Source organism: Fibrobacter sp. UWR4, assembly GCF_003149045.1.
Classification (GTDB): Bacteria; Fibrobacterota; Fibrobacteria; order Fibrobacterales; family Fibrobacteraceae; genus Fibrobacter.
This window is the reverse complement of record NZ_QGDU01000047.1, coordinates 1-18,611: the sequence shown is the minus strand read 5'-3', so window position 1 is coordinate 18,611 and position 18,611 is coordinate 1. Positions and strand designations below refer to the sequence as shown.

Annotated in this window: 18 protein-coding genes; 9 read left to right on the top strand and 9 right to left on the bottom strand. The window is 43.3% G+C overall.

Annotated features, from left to right (window positions below):
• Positions 1-137 precede the first annotated feature (137 nt).
• The gene (locus tag BGX12_RS15360) at positions 138-815 is read right to left on the bottom strand and encodes a Yip1 family protein (protein ID WP_146196365.1); all 678 of its coding nucleotides are present in this window, start codon (positions 813-815) and stop codon (positions 138-140) included.
• Positions 816-1,079: 264 nt separating this feature from the next.
• Here BGX12_RS15360 and BGX12_RS14010 point away from each other — a divergent pair, with 264 nt between their 5' ends.
• Both BGX12_RS14010 and BGX12_RS14005 read left to right on the top strand, forming a co-directional pair.
• Positions 1,080-2,258: an MFS transporter gene (locus BGX12_RS14010; protein WP_199220793.1), complete on the top strand. Its 1,179-nt coding sequence runs from the start codon at positions 1,080-1,082 to the stop codon at positions 2,256-2,258.
• Between the two features lie 23 nt (positions 2,259-2,281).
• Positions 2,282-3,193, top strand: coding sequence for a fibrobacter succinogenes major paralogous domain-containing protein (locus BGX12_RS14005; RefSeq protein WP_109736660.1), 912 nt, complete (start codon positions 2,282-2,284; stop codon positions 3,191-3,193).
• 29 nt (positions 3,194-3,222) lie between these two features.
• On the opposite strand, the gene BGX12_RS14000 is transcribed toward BGX12_RS14005, so the two are convergent.
• The 3 genes from BGX12_RS14000 to BGX12_RS13990 are packed head-to-tail and all read right to left on the bottom strand — an operon-like array spanning position 3,223 to position 5,614.
• Positions 3,223-3,837, bottom strand: coding sequence for a class I SAM-dependent methyltransferase (locus BGX12_RS14000; protein WP_109736659.1), 615 nt, complete (start codon positions 3,835-3,837; stop codon positions 3,223-3,225).
• Positions 3,830-4,291: a hypothetical protein gene (locus BGX12_RS13995; protein WP_109736658.1), complete on the bottom strand. Its 462-nt coding sequence runs from the start codon at positions 4,289-4,291 to the stop codon at positions 3,830-3,832. The genes BGX12_RS14000 and BGX12_RS13995 overlap by 8 nt, the downstream gene beginning before the upstream one ends.
• Positions 4,292-4,303: 12 nt before the next feature.
• Positions 4,304-5,614 carry a Na+/H+ antiporter NhaC family protein gene (locus BGX12_RS13990; protein ID WP_109736657.1) on the bottom strand — a complete coding sequence of 437 codons (1,311 nt, stop codon included), beginning with the start codon at positions 5,612-5,614 and terminating at the stop codon, positions 4,304-4,306.
• A 126-nt stretch (positions 5,615-5,740) separates the two neighbouring features.
• On the opposite strand from BGX12_RS13990, the gene BGX12_RS13985 reads away from it, so the two are divergent.
• Positions 5,741-6,940, top strand: a complete 1,200-nt coding sequence (locus BGX12_RS13985; protein ID WP_233246407.1) for an 8-amino-7-oxononanoate synthase — start codon at positions 5,741-5,743, stop codon at positions 6,938-6,940.
• Positions 6,941-7,008: 68 nt separating this feature from the next.
• Positions 7,009-7,674 (top strand): dethiobiotin synthase, encoded by a 666-nt coding sequence (gene bioD, locus BGX12_RS13980; protein WP_109736655.1) that lies wholly within the window; start codon positions 7,009-7,011, stop codon positions 7,672-7,674.
• A 138-nt stretch (positions 7,675-7,812) separates the two neighbouring features.
• Here bioD and BGX12_RS13975 read toward each other — a convergent pair whose 3' ends face one another.
• The 5 genes from BGX12_RS13975 to rhuM all read right to left on the bottom strand — a co-directional run bounded on the left by BGX12_RS13975 (position 7,813) and on the right by rhuM (position 13,261).
• Positions 7,813-9,219, bottom strand: coding sequence for a lanthionine synthetase LanC family protein (locus BGX12_RS13975; protein WP_109736654.1), 1,407 nt, complete (start codon positions 9,217-9,219; stop codon positions 7,813-7,815).
• 29 nt (positions 9,220-9,248) lie between these two features.
• Positions 9,249-10,247 (bottom strand): PLP-dependent cysteine synthase family protein, encoded by a 999-nt coding sequence (locus BGX12_RS13970; RefSeq protein WP_109736653.1) that lies wholly within the window; start codon positions 10,245-10,247, stop codon positions 9,249-9,251.
• 393 nt (positions 10,248-10,640) lie between these two features.
• Positions 10,641-11,489, bottom strand: coding sequence for a nucleotidyl transferase AbiEii/AbiGii toxin family protein (locus BGX12_RS13965; protein ID WP_109736652.1), 849 nt, complete (start codon positions 11,487-11,489; stop codon positions 10,641-10,643).
• Positions 11,486-12,289, bottom strand: a complete 804-nt coding sequence (locus tag BGX12_RS13960) for a type IV toxin-antitoxin system AbiEi family antitoxin domain-containing protein (RefSeq protein WP_146196364.1) — start codon at positions 12,287-12,289, stop codon at positions 11,486-11,488. Before BGX12_RS13960 ends, BGX12_RS13965 begins: the two co-directional genes overlap by 4 nt.
• A 30-nt stretch (positions 12,290-12,319) precedes the next feature.
• Positions 12,320-13,261 carry a virulence RhuM family protein gene (gene rhuM / locus BGX12_RS13955; protein WP_199220792.1) on the bottom strand — a complete coding sequence of 314 codons (942 nt, stop codon included), beginning with the start codon at positions 13,259-13,261 and terminating at the stop codon, positions 12,320-12,322.
• Positions 13,262-13,998: 737 nt separating this feature from the next.
• Here rhuM and BGX12_RS13950 point away from each other — a divergent pair.
• The 5 genes from BGX12_RS13950 to BGX12_RS13930 are packed head-to-tail and all read left to right on the top strand — an operon-like array spanning position 13,999 to position 18,561.
• A complete protein-coding gene (locus BGX12_RS13950; protein WP_109736650.1) occupies positions 13,999-15,012 on the top strand; it encodes a DNA adenine methylase in 1,014 nt (337 codons plus the stop codon).
• A 4-nt stretch (positions 15,013-15,016) separates the two neighbouring features.
• Positions 15,017-15,916, top strand: a complete 900-nt coding sequence (locus BGX12_RS13945) for a Dam family site-specific DNA-(adenine-N6)-methyltransferase (RefSeq protein WP_109736663.1) — start codon at positions 15,017-15,019, stop codon at positions 15,914-15,916.
• Positions 15,909-17,477, top strand: coding sequence for an AlwI family type II restriction endonuclease (locus tag BGX12_RS13940; protein WP_109736649.1), 1,569 nt, complete (start codon positions 15,909-15,911; stop codon positions 17,475-17,477). Before BGX12_RS13945 ends, BGX12_RS13940 begins: the two co-directional genes overlap by 8 nt.
• 12 nt (positions 17,478-17,489) lie before the next feature.
• On the top strand, positions 17,490-18,161 hold the full coding sequence (locus BGX12_RS13935) for a hypothetical protein (protein WP_109736648.1): 672 nt from the start codon (positions 17,490-17,492) through the stop codon (positions 18,159-18,161).
• 1 nt (position 18,162) lies between these two features.
• Complete coding sequence (locus tag BGX12_RS13930) at positions 18,163-18,561, top strand: LlaJI family restriction endonuclease (RefSeq protein WP_109736647.1); 399 nt, start codon at positions 18,163-18,165, stop codon at positions 18,559-18,561.
• Positions 18,562-18,611 lie beyond the last annotated feature (50 nt).

The window sequence follows — 18,611 nt, the reverse complement described above, 5'->3', positions numbered from 1 at the left end:
GAACAATCGGCCGAGAAAACGACTTGGATTTCTCACCCCATTAGAGTATATTTCTAGGCAAGTTAAACAAATTTACTTGGCGACTTAAATTCGCCGATAAAAATAATCCGTCGCAAAAAGACTGCTTGTATTTGCGTCTAATAAAAAGGAAGATGATCATTTAGGCTACCGTTACCAATATCAGGTTTCTTAGGTGGTCTTACTTTTGGAGAAAGTAACCCGAAAAATTCTGCAACACCATTAGCAACGAAGCAAAATGCAATTGACCCATAAACAACAGTACCAGAAACACCGTTATCCGCCACCTTACCATATATCAAAAAAACAATAGCAAGAAACATCGTCCACGCCATACCATAAGCAATCGCACGGACAACTCTTGCAACAATATCCCTACTCCCATAAACCACTACGTTCAGTACAATAAGCCCGACAGCAACAACAGCCGTAACAATGGTAGCTACAAGCAGCGAAGTCTGCAATTCAGACATTTGAGTCATCGCAAAAATCATAATCGCCAAAGCAATCGCAACCATCACATAGAACGCCATAAAAAAAGATTTTTTCGACGATTCTTCATATTCTCTATTCAAAGCGGCTATATCTTCACTCGATAGTTGCCTGAATTCATTAAGTCTATGATGATATGCTTCATTCATGCTATTCGAGTAATGTCTGAAGCATGTGTTACATAGATACATGGAGTTTTTACAACACTCATCACCAAAACGTCTTCCTTCAAAAACATATTCGGTATTTCTACTTTTCACATTTATTCTGCAACCACAACCACTGCATTGATTATTGTTTGACATGATAAAAACTCCTTTTTGAACTCAACCAATCAAATAGACTTTATGGTTTCCCTCAAATCTAAAAGAACCATTTTTTCTTTGCCATATTTCGCAAAGTCCCATAGCTCAAAAAAAAGTGTATGAAACGCTTTGCTTTTGTATATGAAACGCTACGCTATCAAACACCACAAATTCAAGATTAATTATCCCTTCCCCACATACAAATCAAAAATCGAAACTTTTTGAAAAATTGTACATTTACTTCTTTAAGACACAAGCCACATCATGTTCACCCTTAAGCCGCACGCAGGAATTCCCCGCTCCCTCACGCTGATGCTTGCCATTATGGCAGGCATTTCGGTGGCGAACATTTATTACTGCCAGCCTCTGCTGAACATGATCCGCATGGACATGGGGATTTCGGAATTCTACGTGAATCTCATGCCGGTGCTCACACAGGTGGGTTACGCCCTGGGCCTGCTTTTTATCGTGCCGCTAGGCGACATGATTGACCGCCGCCGCATCGTGCTTGTGAATTTCACCCTGCTGATTTTCGGACTTATCTCCATCTACTTTTCTACAAACGCAGTGATGCTTCTGGCAGGTTCCTTCGTTACCGGCATCTGCTCCGTGACGCCGCAAATCTTTATGCCCATGGTTTCCCTGTTTTCAAGGTCCGACGAAAAGGAACTGAAAACCGGCATGGTCTTAAGCGGCCTCCTTACGGGAATTCTCGCCTCCCGCGTGTGCAGCGGCCTTGTAGGCGAATGGCTTGGCTGGCGTTCCATGTTCCTCATTGCAGCCTTGATGATGCTCGCCTCCACCGCCATCGTCTTTAAAGTTCTGCCCAATGTGCCCACCACTTACCGCGGCACATTTTTCAGCATGCTGAAATCCATCGGGGAACTTTTTGTGCGGTTCTCCCAGGCACGAATCTACAGCATCCGCTCAGGATTTGCCTTCGGCTCCTTTTTGGCGCTGTGGGCATGCCTCGCCTTCCGTATGAAACAAGCGCCCTTCTTCCAGGACAGTAAAACCGTTGGGCTTCTGGGACTCTGCGGAATCGCCGGCGCCCTCACCGCTTCTCGCATCGGCAAGTACATCAAACGCTTCGGCGTAGAAAAATTCTGCAACGCAGGCAACTTCCTCATGGCCACCGCCTGGGCCGCCTTCTACTTCGGAAGCAACAGCTACGCCGCCATCATCGTGGGCATCATCCTCATCGATATCGGCATGCAATTTATCCAGCTGGGCAATCAAAGCTCCGTCATGAAACTCTGCCCCGAAGCCACCAGCCGCATGAACACCATCTTCATGACCATCTACTTTATCGGCGGCTCCCTGGGTACATTCCTCTCCGGCTCCTTCTGGACACTCTGGGGCTGGAACGGCACCGTCCTCGCCGGCCTCCTCCTCACCGCACTCTCGTTTATAACAACTGCAGTCAGTTATTGCAGGAAATAAAATTTAAGGATATATTCTTTACTATGAAAAAGATTTTTCTCCTTGGTTTGATTTCTTTATTTATCTGGTCCTGCAGCGACGACTCCAGCAACAACACATCAGACAATGATTATGATTGGGATATTGACAGTTTCAATTCTTCAAGTTCCATCCAAAGTTCGTCTTCCCAAGACTCCCTGAATGTAGAACTATCTTCAGCAAAGGTTGAATCAAGTAGTTCTGTAACGAATAGTTCTTCTAGTGTAACATCAAGCAGTTCAGAAAAAGATGATGTCATTTCCTGCAAAACAGAGACGGAAGACAACTGCATATACGGAACTTTACTGGACGAGCGCGACGGGAAAAGTTACAAAACCGTAAAAATCAAGAACACATGGTGGATGGCAGAAAATTTGAATTACGCCGACAGTCTAAAGACACCTAGCCTAAAAGGAAAAAGCTGGCGTTATGACAACAGTCCCGACAATTGTGAAAAATTCGGCCGCCTTTACACTTGGGCAGCAGCAATCGACTCTGTAAAATTTGCAACGGATGATAAAAATCCGCAAGAATGCGGAGACGGAAGAAACTGCGTACAGTCTTGGCCCGATAAGGTTCAAGGGATTTGTCCCGACGGTTGGCAATTACCCGATCACGATCAACTTGCAAATTTCATTATTGATGTAGGAGGCTATGCTACAGCAGGCGTGACACTAAAATCGCAAAGCGGCTGGTACAACGACGGAAATGGAAGCGACGCCATTGGATTCAATGTATTGCCTTCCGGCATAAGATTTGAAAATGGTTCTTTCGATAGTTTGGGTGCAGTATTCTGGGGTTCCACTGAAGTGATGAGCGGAGCCACCACATTGTACTTCTACTACGATTATGAATATGCGGGACTTCTTGATCAAGAAAAAAGTTACGCTTTTTCCATCCGCTGCGTAAAAGACTAAAAATGCAATTCAGATAAACCGAAGACCTCTTATTTTCTATACATCACCACAAAGCTTTTGCCTTTCACAATTTCCTTGACTGTCACCTCGGCAAAACCAGCTGCCTTCCCAAGCGAAATCAGTTTTTCCGGTTCAAACTTCTTGAATCCCTTTTTCGTGTAGCTCAGCTTATCCAGCCAATCCTTGGTGTAGACCACATTGTAGAAGGTGGCGCCAGGTTTCAGCACACGGCGAATTTCAGACAGTCCCTTTGCAGTATCATTCCAGAAATAGATGGTGTTGATGGATGTCACCGCAGAGAATGTATTTTCTTCAAAGGTCAAATTGCAGCAGTCGCCAATCTGCAAATGAAGTTTTCCATCGCGGGAGGCGCGCGCATTTCGAGAAGTCGCCGCAGCCACCATGTCTTCGGAAATATCGATGCCGTACATATCGCACTTGCACTTGTTATAAAGAAGTTGCAACAAGTAACCGTTTCCAAAGCCAATGTCCAGCACCTTGTCATCAGGCGAAACATCCACCAAGGCAATTGTATTCTTGTACATTGCCCTGTTGATGACATTCATAATCACGCAACAAACCATACCCACAAAACCGCGGGGGTTCCCGAACTGACTGCCGATATATTCAGAAAACTTACTCATCTTTTAACACCTTAAAAGAAAAATACTTATTCCTTATGCAAAACTGATGAATGAGCCAAATCAAAAATGCACCATTGGAAACCACCTCATACACGATGTTCCAAGGATTATCAAAGGTCACGAACAGCTGAACAATCCAAGCGATAATATCGCCAAGAAAAAGTAAGTCCCACCAAAATTCCTTATGATCGAATTCAACAACAGTGGGTTTCGTTTCAGATACATCAAGTTCAATCGTAGAAGAAATCCACTTAAGCATACTTTGAATGCGAAGAATGTAGCGTCCTTCCGGTAAAATAATTTTCGCATTCAATGGTTCAGATTTCATCTGCGGTTTCAGAGCATCCTTACCAATCTTTCCAAGAATTCCTAGAGGACGGCCATTGAGACAAATCATGTGAGGCAATTTAAAAAGCGCTCGGGGCGACCCTTCTTTCACAATCAACACAGCCATAATCTCATCTCATTATTTTTTCAATCTAAAAAATAATCTGCACAACGGCAGTAGGTACAAGAAACATGCACAGAGCACAGCGCTGTTGGGCGCGTTGATTGCCGTCAAGACAATGGCCGTCGCCACGGACCAAGGAACAAGCGCTATTACAGTTACAGCGGAATCATAAATATTCAAGGCATGTTGATCGCGATTCGAGCCGTCCAAATTTTCTGTCATTTGATTTGTCAAAATGATGGTCAAGGTCTGATTGCAAACTACGCAAGATGTTGCAACGGCAGACGCCAAAGTAGCCACAAAGGGATTGGTCCTTTTCGACAGTTTCGCTACCAAGGATTGCAAAGGAGTCAGCATTTGCGTTCCCTTGAAAATTCCGCCAAAGCAACCTGCAATCACCACAATGGCAAAAACATTTACCATAGAAACGAGGCCGCCACCATTGATTATTCCTTCAAGATAAGGGATGCTAGTTTTATAACCGAACACCAGGCTTCGCAGCAGTTCCATTACGCCCTTGTTTTCAATTACAAGCGCTAGAACAAATGCGGATAGGGAACTCCACAAAAGAACCAAACTGGTGCGAACTCGCAAAACAGAAAGAACAATAATGACCACCGCAGGAATCAAGGCCCAGTGAGAAAGTGAAAATTCCTGAGCAAAAGCTTCTATATAAATTTCCACTCTATCATAAATAGAAATCTCACCGCAGTAACTATCTCCGCCAAGTCCCGCCCAGAAGTAAATCCCACAGCTAAGCAAGAACGGCAACCAAGTTGTTTTCAGCATTCCGCGAACATTCTGGTAAATATCCGTCTTCGTTACATTGGCTGCAAGTAGCGCCATGGATGAAATGGGAGAAATGCGGTTTCCAAAATAAACGCCTGCAAGAATGGCGCCGCCCATCCAGGCATCATCAACACCAAGAGTGCGACCGACCGTAGCGCAAATCACGCCCATGGTTCCTGCAGTTCCAAGAGCCGTTCCCGTCAAGAGCGACATGGCGGAATTCAGTAGAAACGTCAGCAGAATAAAGCTAGTGGGGTGAATCAGTTCCACGGCGTAGCTCACAATCGTCGGAATGGTTCCGCTGGCCCGCCACAAGGAAGTCAAAAGTCCCAGCAGAACAAACAACAGCAAGATGTCGCGAGTCGTCTTCACGCCACCCCAGCACATTTCCGCAGTTTTCCGCAAGCCGCATCGTCGAACTCCATAACCGCCAAAAAGTAACAATCCAAAACCCAGCGCATACAGCAAGGGCACGCCAACCACAAGTGACGTCAAAAGTGCTACACAAAAAATTGCAAGGATTAAGATTTCTGTCATCGGCAGGAGTCTTAGTTTTCTAAATTCAAGAGTGTTAAAGTTAGAAAAAATATCAAGATGTCTGTTTTAAATAATTTTACCGACGATTTTTTGCAAGCAGCAAAAGAGGCGCACACATACCGCTCCATGCGTCACATTTGCACTCCCGAAGCAAACCACGTTGAAATTATAGAATCTGCGCAGACTCGCGACGTTCTTCTTCTCGCCTCCAACAGCTACTTGGATTTGTGCAACGAACCGGAATTGAAGCAGGCTGCGGCCGAAGCAGTTTTGAAGTGGGGCACAGGCAGCGGCGGGGCACGCCTCACCACAGGCAACAAGACTCCTCACGAAGATTTGGAAGCAGCCCTCGCCCGCTTTAAAGGCGAAGAGGCGGCCATCACATTTGCTACCGGCTACATGGCAAACGTGGGAACTATTTCTGCGTTGGCAAGCAAGCAAATCCGCACCACCTGCGTTAGCGAATGCATCGTCTTTAGCGACGAACTGAATCACGCCAGCATCATCGACGGCATCAGACTTTCAAAAGCCAAGTGCTACGTCTACAAGCATAACGACATGGCTGATTTGCAACGAGTAATTGATGAAGCTCGCGCAGCACAATCCCGAAAGAACGAGTCCAGCGAACAACCTGCAGCAACCCGTTACATGATTGTCACCGACGCCGTTTTCAGCATGGACGGTGACCTGGCAAATCTCCCTGAACTTCAAAAAATCGCAATGGCAAACAACTGCCTTTTGATGATCGATGAAGCCCACTCCACGGGCGTCCTCGGGAAAACAGGCCGCGGACTTGCAGAACATTTCAATGACAAGGGCATTCCTTGCGAACATGCAGACGTAACTGTAGGAACCTTGAGCAAATCCGTGGGATGTGAAGGCGGCTTTGTCGTCGGTTCACGCCAGCTTATAGAATTTCTAAAGAACAAGGCTCGAAGCTTTATTTTCACAACTGCAATGTCACCCGCCATGGCGCAGGCCGCATGCAACAATCTGAAGTTCATTGAACAGCACCCGGAGCGAGTTCAGCAGCTTCAGGATAACGTAAAGTTCTTCTGTGACGCTCTTGTTAAAGCCGGCGCAGTTTCGTCCATCAGCCAACTCGACACTTGCGAATCCGCCATCGTCCCCATCATCATTGGCGACGAAGCGAAGGCACTCGCAGCATCCACCGCCTTGCAGGAACGAGGAATTCTGATTCCCGCCATCCGCTACCCTACCGTAGCCAAGGGGCAGGCAAGACTCCGTGCAAGCATCATGGCAACGCACACACAAGAAGAATTGCAAGTGGCAGCAGACGCAATTTCTGAGATTTTGAAATGCTAGATTCTTCGGCTACAAACCTAGCGGTTCTCCGCTCAGAATGACACCCCTGAGAATCCTTCGGTAATTTTATGAATAATGGTTATTTCGTTACAGCAACAGGCACCGACGTAGGCAAGACTTTCGTGACCGCCCTCCTCGTCAAGAAATGGCGAGACTCCGGCATTGACGCCGGTTACTACAAGGCTGCCCTCAGCGGCGCCGAACTCAGAGACGGCAAGTGGATTGCCGGTGACGCCGACTACGTAAAACATGTCGCAAGCCTTCCCGACTCTCAAGAAGAATTGGTCAGCTACGTCTATAAGGAAGCAGTTTCCCCGCACCTGGCCGCCCGCAAGGAAGGCAACCCGGTAGAACTCGCGCAAGTCAAGGCCGATTTCATCGCAGCTACCCAACGCCATGAGTTTGTATTTGTGGAAGGCTCCGGCGGAATCATCTGTCCCATCCGTTACGACGACAAAAAAATATTTCTCGCCGACATCATGAAAGAGCTAAACCTTCCGCTGTTGATTGTGACCACCGCAGCATTGGGAAGCATAAACTCATGCGTCCTGACGGTAGAATACGCTCGCGCTCGCGGTCTTGATATTCGAGGAATCATCGTCAACCGTTACGGCATCAGCGGAAACCAGCAAATGGAAGATGACAACATTTTCATGATGCAGGAGCTTACAGACCTTCCGATCCTTACAAAAATTAAAGAAGGCGCCTCCGATCTAGGCGCAGCTCCATTCTAAAATACCCCGCGCGGTATAATCCAAAACTTGGAAGCAATTTGCTCGTTTTCACAAAAAGAGACCCCCGGGCGGATTTCATTTACCCAGGGGCCTCGGTTGTACGGAAATTTTAGGTTCGTCGCGGATAAATTCCGGCACTTATTTCAAGAACAGGTATTCCACGGTTTCGGTCTGGATCTTGATTCCCTTTTCGTGCGCGTAAAGCTGGAGCAACGCGGAAGCGGCTCCCGCAGCACCTGCATAAAGGCCGGTGTAGGTTTCCACAAAGCCAGGAATCTTACGGGTCCATGCGGCGTACCAGCGACGGCCCTTGTCATCGTTCCAGGAATCGCCCAACAACTTGTCTGCAGTGACCTTCGCCTGTTCAATGTAGGACTTGTCGCCAAGAGCTTCTGCAGTCTTCACGAAATGCGCAAGAACGCCAGGAGCGCCGCAGCAGAGGCAGTAACTGTTCCAGTAACCCGGAGTATGCTTCAGCGGAGCACCAGCCCTCAGAATTCCCTTCGTCAGAATGTCAACCCACTGCAAGTTTTCCTTGTCGCCGGTAATATCATAAAGTTTGCGGAAGAGAATGGAAGTTCCCACGGGGCCGTGGCAAGTACTTAGATAATAGAAGTCATGGAAGCGGCCCAGTTCCGGATTGTAGAGGTACGGAATCAAGGCTCCGTTTTCATCACCTTCTGCAATGGCTGCAAGGAACTTCACCACTTCATTTGCCTTATCCAAGTATTCCTGATTTTTGGTTTCTTCATAAAGAAGTGCGTTCAGGAATGCCGTACCTGCAGCGCCGTGACTAAAGTTGGGGAATGCAGATTCCTTGGACTTCCAGCCAACCAACGTGAGGTCAACATTCTTGTAGTAAATGCCGCCTTCCTTGGCGTGAGTGATGCGAGTGTCCGTAAAGGCGACTACGCGCTTTGCGGCTTCCAGATATTTTTCGTCACCAGTCTTACGGTAAACATACAGGAAGAAGAAAGCGTAGGAACCATCAGCCATCAAGTCCGCTTCCGTGGACCAGTGAAGGATCTTTCCGTCATCATGACCTGCGGCGATAGCATCATCGGCAGACTGAATCAGGAACTTGCGGTAGCGTTCATCCTTCACATGTACGTAAAGCTGATCCAAAAAGATGGCCTGCCCCGCAGGGGACGCATAGACGCTGGTTCCCCAGCCCTTTACAGGCCAGATGCCGCCTTCGGCACCTTCCAAAACATCCTTGAAGAACTTTACACCTTCGTAGGTATTCAGAATGTATTCCGCGGCATCTTTTGCTTCCTGCAAATACTGTTCATCTTTCGTCACCTCGAAAAGCTGTAAGAAAAACTGGCCGATACCAGCCGAGCCTGCGTAAAGGCCCTTGGGGGTAATCATCAGATCTCCAGCGTATTCGTTACCCGGTTCCGGGCTCACCTTCCAGTACTTTCCCTTCGGCGTTACCACTTCGTTATTCTTCAGATACTTCACAATTTGGAGAACGGATTCCAAATAATCTTCAGTAGACTTCGCAGTCTTCAACGCAATATTCTGTACAAAATTCAATTTCATTCTAAAAATTCTCCGTCAAAAATCACACGCTATTTTTGCTTCTTGTACAGTTCCGTAGAAAGGTACTTGTAACCGTTATCCGGGTAAATCACCACGATGTTCTTGCCGGCTGCTTCAGGGCGCTTTGCAATCTGGATTGCGGCGGTAAGGGCGGCGGCAGCAGAAGTTCCCAGGAAGAGACCATCGGTCTTTGCAGTTTCCTGTGCAGTTGCGTAAGCGTCTTCCGCCTTGATGTCGATGACTTCATCAAACTGGAAACCGTTATCGCGATTGGTCTTGATGAGGGTAGGCACAAGAGGTTCAGCCACACCATGCAAAGGCAAGGTTCCATCTACGATATGACCAGTAAAGTCGGGGCTATCCGGGCGAGAGCTCTTTGCAGCCTGCACACCCACAATCTTTACGCCAGGATTCTTTTCGCGAAGATAGCGGCCCGTACCCACGATGGTGCCGGCAGTACCGCCCATTGCAACAAAGTAATCAACCTTGCCATCCGTGTCTTCCCAAATTTCAGGACCGGTAGTCTTGAAATGGAATTCTTGGTTGGCTTCGTTTACAGTCTGACCAGTATAATAGAAACCCTTTTCCTTGGCGATGCGCTTGATACCATCAATCAAATCATCAAGCACCAGGCCCGTCTTTTCGAAATCCTTGACTTCTTCGATATCGTAGAAGGACTTTACGTTCAAACCGTAGCCTTCAAAAATCTGAACGCGTTCGATGGTGGTGCCCGGTTCCAGATAAGGTTCAAATTCGTAACCAAGAGCATGACCGATACCGGCAAGGCCAATGCCCGTGTTACCGCTAGTCACGTCAATAAGGGTGTCGCCCTTCTTAATCAGGCCGCGACGTTCACCATCCTGGATCAAGGCCAGAGCCAAGCGATCCTTCACGGAGCCGGTGGGATTCAAGTATTCCAGTTTACCGATAATGTGAGCCTTAAGGCCGTGCTTTTCTTCGTAATTGGAAAGTTCAACAAGAGGAGTGTGGCCAACGAGTTCTGCAATAGACTTATGAATCTTAGACATGTTTGAAATCCTTTTTTTTTGATTTGGTAACACTCAGAAACCGGTTTGTTCAACCTTTTTACCGACTTTATTCGGCCCGATTCCTGATTTTGATTATTTCGCCCGGCACCGCGCCAGGTCTTTCGTCCTTAAGTTTTTCCACTTGATTAACTACTTGCTTTGACCAAACCATCAAGGACTTTTGATATTTGAGCGAAGCAGTTATCTATTCTTCTGCATGCCTTTCGGCATTCGACAGTCACTACACATAATGAACTCCTTCGAATGCTTAGGTGAACTTGAAAACATTTTCTAATTCCCTATCAATCTTGTAGGAATAAATATAGAAATACTCTTTCCCCTGGCAAGGCGTTAGACATATACTATTTTTCTAGGGTTGGGTATAGGGTTTGACTATATCGCAGTCAGTAGATTCTTTATTACTGCAACAATATCGTTATAACCGATATTTGCAGCATACGAATTGCTTTTAGCATAGCGTTCCCAAAATTGCTTGAGACTACCGCTATTTTCAATGTCCACAAAATGTTCTACCGCATTTTTAACTTGGTCCCAGGATTTCCTGTGTTCGCAAGTCTTTTTTAAAGCTAAAGAGAATCTTTTCCCATTGAACTTTTTAAGCTTACTGAGCATATACACATCGTAAAAATCACGAGGACGAGTGTTCAAAACGCCTTTACTTAAAATGGATTCAATTTTCTCTGCGACTATTGTTTCTAGTGTATATGTCCACAATTCAAAACTTTCCTGTGCATTACATAGATTAACCCAGGATCGTTTTTGGGGTTCGGGAGTCACGACATCTCCGGTGGTAATGTCAATCGTAAAAGGGACTACTAAAAATTTTGATTCGTAGAAGCCGTCAATAAAAACTCGGAATCCACCATAAGCATCGTCTTCTCGAATTGGTTCGCATTTCTTTATTTCGAAAAAAGTATCATCTTGCAAATCAATCAGACTAATATCTTGGATAATACCTTGTACGCTTTTTTCGTTAAAGGAAAAACCTCGGGATGTCATATCAATATCCATCGTGGTTCTATTTTCTATTCCAAGGATAACCGAAATTAAGGAACCGCCCTTGATAATGAAGCAGTCCTTGTAACTAGAAGTCGCAATTCGATTGAGAAAGCGCTCCATCATGAAATTTTGCAAAATCAATTGTGGAGCAACTCTTTTCTCTTTTGCAATGTTCTTGATTTTAGCTTTTAAGCTAGTCGCCTTTGCGCCTCTTTGTTTCACAGCAATACCTCCAGCGCATCGCGAACCTTCTCCACAATCCCAAGTTTTTGGGCATATTCAGAAAGATGTTGAAGATTTTTTGTCTGCATCTTTGCGTACATTTTCAACGATGCAATGTAGGTTTCTGGATCGAACTTCTTTTTGTACTTGATAAGATCACAAATAGTTCTTTCCGCATCAAAGCAGGGAACCAAATTTCCCATAGGCGTTTTGATTTCGGTTTTGCCAATGTTCCACGACTCCCTTTCAGCATAATGAATTGTGCATTCCTTTGAAAACGCGGAAGAAAGTCTTTTGTCCCTTGGAAGAGTGAAGGAATGAATCGCCGGCGTTCGTTCAGTAATGCCATTTAAAAACAGAGCCGTTTCATGTGAAAACACAATGTTTGGAGAACACAAACTGAGAATGAACAGCTCATCAGGAAGCTCGGTGGGCAATACATAGAATCCCTTTGCGACGCGGTCCAAGTCACCATTTGCTGCCATCTGGGAAAGAACGGCCCTGGAAACGCCCTGTTTTTCAGCGTTGGCGGTAGAAACCACGCCACCGTTAGCCTTGGCGATACTTTCGATAGTTTCTACAATTGCGTTATGACTCTTCTTTACATTCATTACAATAATATAAAATTTGTTGTAGCAAAAGTCAATATCTATATTTTCAAGCAAGCGACTCTCCTTTGTGTTACAATCACTCAAACCACATTTTAAACCCCTCGAATTCAATGGGTTTAACGTGATTTTAGAACGCGTCAAGAATTTGTTAATATAACGGAAATCAGTAACATTGCGATAAATCTTCATAAAGTGGTCAAATTCGACCACTTTAAAACTTTAGCCGTTCTTTTTTCCGGACGCCTGCGACACCATTTCCAGCAGTTGCTGCTTTGAAACGAAATTCAGTACGGAGAATGCAGTCAATTTTTTCCCGAGTTCATTGATGGATGAGCCGATGTGATAAACGGTCTCGTCCACGATGATGAACCTGTCATGAACATTCTGAATGTCCTTGAGTTTAACAGTTGGGAATTGGCGATTCAGTCGTTCTTCTGCCTCTCGCAGATGTCGGTTTACATGACCGGAATAGACAAACGCATTTACACCCGCAGATTTCTTGGCGACAAGTGAGAGTACGACATCGTCTGCAAAAGGATCGATGACGATGATTTCTTCTTTTGCGGAACGCACCAGCTGGCAGGCGAATTCGTACCCGCTCCACCAGGATTTTGCGTTCAGAATGCCCTCACTGGGAGGCAGGTTCGCCTTGACGAAAAAGTCCACCTGCTTTTCGAGAGTGGCTAGGCGAGTGCTCGTTTCCATGCCTTTTGAGTCGAGCTCGTCCAAACGTTTTTCGTGATTAATCAGTTGCCTGTCAACTCGCTCTTCAGTCAGCATAAAGCGTTGGTTTACGCTTGCTCCGCGCAGAAGATGATCTTTTAGAACCTGATTGGCCCAGCGACGGAACTGTGTGCCACGAACGGATTTAACCCTATAGCCAACGGAAATAATTACATCTAAATTGTAAATGTTCGTGGGCTTGGTAGAAAAATCGGAATTTCCGATTTTTCTCATAACTTCGCTTTTGTCTAATTCTTTTTCCTTGAATGCGTTTAGAATATGTTCATTAATCGTTGATCGTGACTTTAAAAACAGGTCACTCATCTGATCTATTGTCAGCCAAACTGTCTCATCTTCAAGATATACTTGAAGTTTGGATTCGCCCTCGGGTTGGTAAAAAATGATTTCACCAGCCGCCTGCATATTCTTCTCTTCCATATTTACTCCTTTGTGTTACAAGCTGGATATAAAAACACAAATTTAATGCACAAATGTTCTAGTGAACAAAATATAACTAATTTTATAAAAATGGGCAATAGGTGCGTTGAAAAATTTTGAGTGACACCTACTGACATGTAGGATTAACTATATTCCCTGCGTACATAAAGAGTTTTGCTCTTGTTCCGAACTGAAAACTTCGACACTTTTCAAAGACCCGGTGCAAGACGAACGCTCACGCCTGCTATTAAGCTTTGCTTGATGGCATCGTTTTGCTATATGCATATTTGATAAATCTGCCTGTATGCAAACGACCCTTTTGATGCTTTGGCATCTGCTGCCGTGTTTACGGCACGCAATTGGGGCGTGGGTTGTTTGTGTTTACTTGGTTTTGGGCAGTCGAAGGCCTTCAGTTGGGTAGATGCATTCAATTCCACGCCTTTTTCCTTTAAATGTGTGTGAAGTATGCTACAAGAACGACTCTTGCTGAGTTTGCTCTTGTTCTACAGCTGAAAACTTCGACACTTTTCAAAACCATTGAATAAGACAAACGTTCGTTGACCTATGGTTGCATAGGCCATGCTGTACCCTGGGCGTACTGTATCCATTCGGTGCCCGGGGAATTCGTGTGTGTATCCACACGTGCGTTTGCGAGCGTTTTCTTTGCTTGTTTTGACATCGCGGTTTCTTGCTCCCGACTGAGGGTGAACTCGTTCACCTTCAACTCGAGGAACGACATGTTTCAGATCCACAACCGGCGATATACAGGTAGTAAAGCAAAGTTGATGCCTTGGATAAAAGAACTAATTCTGGAACATTGTCCAGAACACAACTCTTTTTTTGATGTTTTTGGCGGAACTGGAGTTGTCTCTGCATTTATGACGGATACAGTGCGTCGAGTTGTCATAAACGACCTATTGTTCTCAAACAAAATTATATACGAAGCTTTTTTCTCTTCTGCCAAGTATTCTAAAAGGAAAATAAACGATTTCTCGATTAAATACTCGGATATTGATCGAAAGACCATTGCAGAAAACTATGTGTCTCAAAATTTTGGAGACAAGTATTTTGAATATAGCGATGCTAAATTAATCGGTCTTATTAGGGAGAATATTCAAAAATCTTGGGTTGAAAAAAAAATTAACCAACGAGAATATTCAATTCTATTAGCATCGCTGCTTTATTCGTTCGATCGATGCGCAAATACAGTAGGCCATTATGAGGCTTATATAAAAAATAAAGGAATCCGTTCAAGTTTTTGTTATGAACTAATCCAACCTTTGGATACAAACGTCTCGTTTGAGTTTTATCGAGAAGACGCAAATAAATTATGCCGCAATATCAGTGCGGATTTGGCTTTTTTGGATCCTCCATATAATAGTCGACAGTACTCTCGTTTTTACCATGTGATGGAAACAATTACAAAATGGGATAAGCCCTCCTTAAGTGGATCAGCGATGAAGCCTCCTGAAGAAAATATGTCGGAGTACTGCAGAACGTCAGCGCCGCAAGCTTTTGCCGATCTAGTTGAAAACTTGAATGTTAAAAATATCGTCGTCACATACAACAACACATATGATTCCAAAAGCTCTTCTTCAAGAAATAAGATAACTCTTGAACAAATTAGAGAGACTCTTGAAAGAAAAGGCCGTACTCAAGTATTTGAAAAATCTTACCACCGTTTTAATGCTGGAAAAACTACAGCATCGAATCATAAAGAACTTGTTTTTATAACACATGTTGGAGACTAGCATGATGAATCAAATTATACGATCTCCATTCTTTTATGTTGGTGATAAGTACAAATTAATGCCTCAATTAAAAAAAGTGTTTCCCCAAAACATTCGATTTTACATAGAACCATTTGTTGGTGGAGGAAGTTCTTTTTTAAATACCACAGCGCAGCATTATGTGCTTAATGATCTTAACCCTTATGTAGTGAAATTGCATGAGCATTTGAAGTCTTATTCGAATGATGTTGATTCGTTCATTGACAATCTTTATTCGATAATTGATTTGTATGGTTTATCCTGTTCTTATCGAAATATAACGGTTCCTGCAACACTAAAAAAAGAGTTTGTTAAAACATATTATTCCCGTTATAACAAGGATGCGTATAAAAGGTTGAAAGAGTCATTTAATGAAAGTCAAAATCTTTCAGAACTATACCTTCTTTTGATATACGGCTTCAATCATATGATTCGCTTTAATTCAGAGGGAATATTTAATCTACCCGTCGGTAATGTTGATTTTAATAAAAATGTTTATTCGTCAATAATTGCATACATGCAGTTTATTCGGGAACATGATGTTTCTTTTACGAACCTGGATTACGAATCTTTCTTAGGTTCGCTAGATATCGGCAAAGAAGATTTTGTCTACTTCGATCCACCTTATCTAATATCTGAATCAGAATACAACAAGTCATGGGATGAGTCTGAAGAAAAACGTTTATGCGATTTCATTGATCGTTTACATGAAGGCGGCGTGAAATTTGGAATAACAAACCTCATAAATCATAAAGAAAAAAGAAATGACATTTTCTTTGAGTGGGCGCGTAAATATAAAATCCTGAACATTTCCAGCAATTACATCAGTTTCAATGACAATTCTATAAAAAAAAGCTCTAGGGAGGTTTACGTTACAAATGTCTAAAGCGAAGTATAAACCTCTATCCTTTTCTACTACAATGAGAAATCCTGAGAGAATGCCAGGATTCTTGAAGTGCTTAGCAAAATTTGAAAATCAAATTTTGACAAATGACTTGATAAATCAAATTGTCAAGGAAATAATAGGTCAAAAGATATATAAGACAATATTCATGATGAACAACCCTCTTTACAAAGAAACATACGAGGATGAAGAGGGCGTCTTTGAAGACGATCAGCTTGAAGACATTATACGCAATAGCCCGCAGGACCATAAAGAGGCTGGCTTTGACAAAGGTTGGCCTTCAAGATTTGATACTTGGTATAAGCTACCAAAAGAATTTGGTTACTGCAACTATGCAATAAATGAGCCCATTCTCATTTCTCCTTTAGGACATATGCTGATAGATGCCGTTTTTGGCGAAGAGAAAAATGAAAGCATTGTACAGAAGGTTCTTTTGCATTCGCTAATGAAGTATCAAATAAAGAATCCTTATCGAAAAAATTTGAATGATAATGCTCCCCTAATTCTTTTGCTGCAAGTGATAAAATATATGAAAGACAAACTTGTGGATTATAAAGGATTGTCTCTTCATGAACTTAGTTTTTTGATTTGCTGGCCGAACGCGGATGCAGAAGCGCTAGGAAACTTCATAATTAAATTTCGAAGCAAATACAAGTTTGGTCAATATACCGATGAAATTGTGTATGAAGAATGCTTGAAGATTTTGCAAGCACGACCTGAAGATAGAAATTATTACAAAATGTCTCAGATTACAGGAGAAGCTGTAGATGAGTATATTCGTAAGATGAGAAGTTCTGGGGTCATTTCTCTTCGTGGCAATGGCCGCTTTGTTGATTACAATACTATTGAACAAGAGAAAATAACCTATATCCTCAACAATTATGCTGATTATAAACCATTTGAAGATAAGCAAGCTTACTTCAGCTATATGGGTGAAATTGATGAGAATATTCTAAAAATTGCAAAAAAATTAGATGAAAAACAGGAATCAAGCGTTCGACAGAGAACGTTACTAGAATACGCATCAAGATATGACAACCAGGCGATTTTCATAGAAATTCAAAAGGTTTGTAGCAAGAAGGAAAGTGTAGATCCTGTTTTTAAACTGATTCCTGGTCCTGCAAGGTTCGAGTTTCTCACAAGCATTGCTTTAGTTCAAAATTTTAAGGGAATTAATGTATGCCCAAGTTATCCTATAGATGACGAGGGTTTACCGACAAGTACAGCTATCGGCGGCGTAGCAGACATAGTGTGCAAAAACGGAGATGTGATTGCGAGTTTGGTGGAGGTTAGTCTCATGATGGGGCGTCAACAAGTCCATCAAGAAATGCTTCCTATTAGTCGTCATTTATCAACGATTAAAGAAAAATATCAAGACGCCTTTGCTGTCTTTGTTGCGCCAGGCATTCATGATGACGTAAAAAGATATTCAAAGTTCATTTTGAATGATGAACATCTTCTAATCAAAGCGTATGGTGCAAATGAGTTTATGGACTGTATCACTAATTACAGTTCACTGAAAGAATTGGCTTCTTACGGTTAAAGGGAACATGGTATGGCACAGTTAAAATGGGGTAAAGTCGGTCAATTAAATTTTTTTGACGATCATGAATACTATCAAGCGTTGGGCAGTTTATGCCGTTCAGAAGGTTATCATATAACCTTCGAAACAAATTCAGAAACAGAATCTTGGGGAGATGCGTTTCGTATAAAGTGCTTGATGCAAGATAGTCTATTGCCGGATGCTTTTAGAATTGCTAAGAAAAATGCCAATCGAATAAATTGCAATGATTATGTTCAACATCTATATCAGCATCATCATTTTACATTCGATGTTGCTAACAAAGTTCTATATGGAAATTATGCAATTGTTAAATTAACAGTTCCCGAATCTTATCATTATGATTTTGATGCTGGTTATAATTTAAAATTTACTCGTCATAATTTAGCGCCTTCAAATTCTCAACCGGGGAAACAACGGATTGCCACAAAACAAATGACGCGTAGCCTTTGCAATGCGGCTCCATCTGGCATTAGTTATGCAAATATCGGAACCCCTTTTAACGAAATTCCGCCCGTTGGTACGCCTATTGTTCATACAAAATTTGGATTTGGCAAGATTGTTGGATTGAATACAACAAATTTGAATGTTGTTTTTGATAGTGGCGAACAGAAAATTTTTTCAATAGCAGTTGTTTTAAGTAATAATTTGCTCAGAAAGAAATGACTTGATTCAAGACGAAATCCGTTCCCGCGACGCCGATGACCAGAAATTTGCTATGCGCCCAGATACAATCATGTGGCAGGGTGACAACATATTTATTGTTGACGCAAAATTCTACACTGGGGATAATCTCCCCTCATCAAGTTCTATCAGCAAGCAGATTGTGTACGGCCAGTTTGTGGAACAGAAACTGTGTAACGAGAATCTTCGGGGTGGCGCGACTTACCAAGACTGCGCAAGCATTGGTAACAAAATTTTCAATGTATTCTTGTTGCCTTACCGTTACGAATGCAATGAAGGAAACCTTAACGAAAATTGCGAAGCAAATCGCAACGAAAGCCGCGAGCCTGAAATTTTGGAGGCATCATCAACATGTGTGGAAGCATTTAGGCAGCCTTGCTAGATGATTCTCTCGATTCCGATTCCCATTCGTAGGCTATCTTTACATCTACA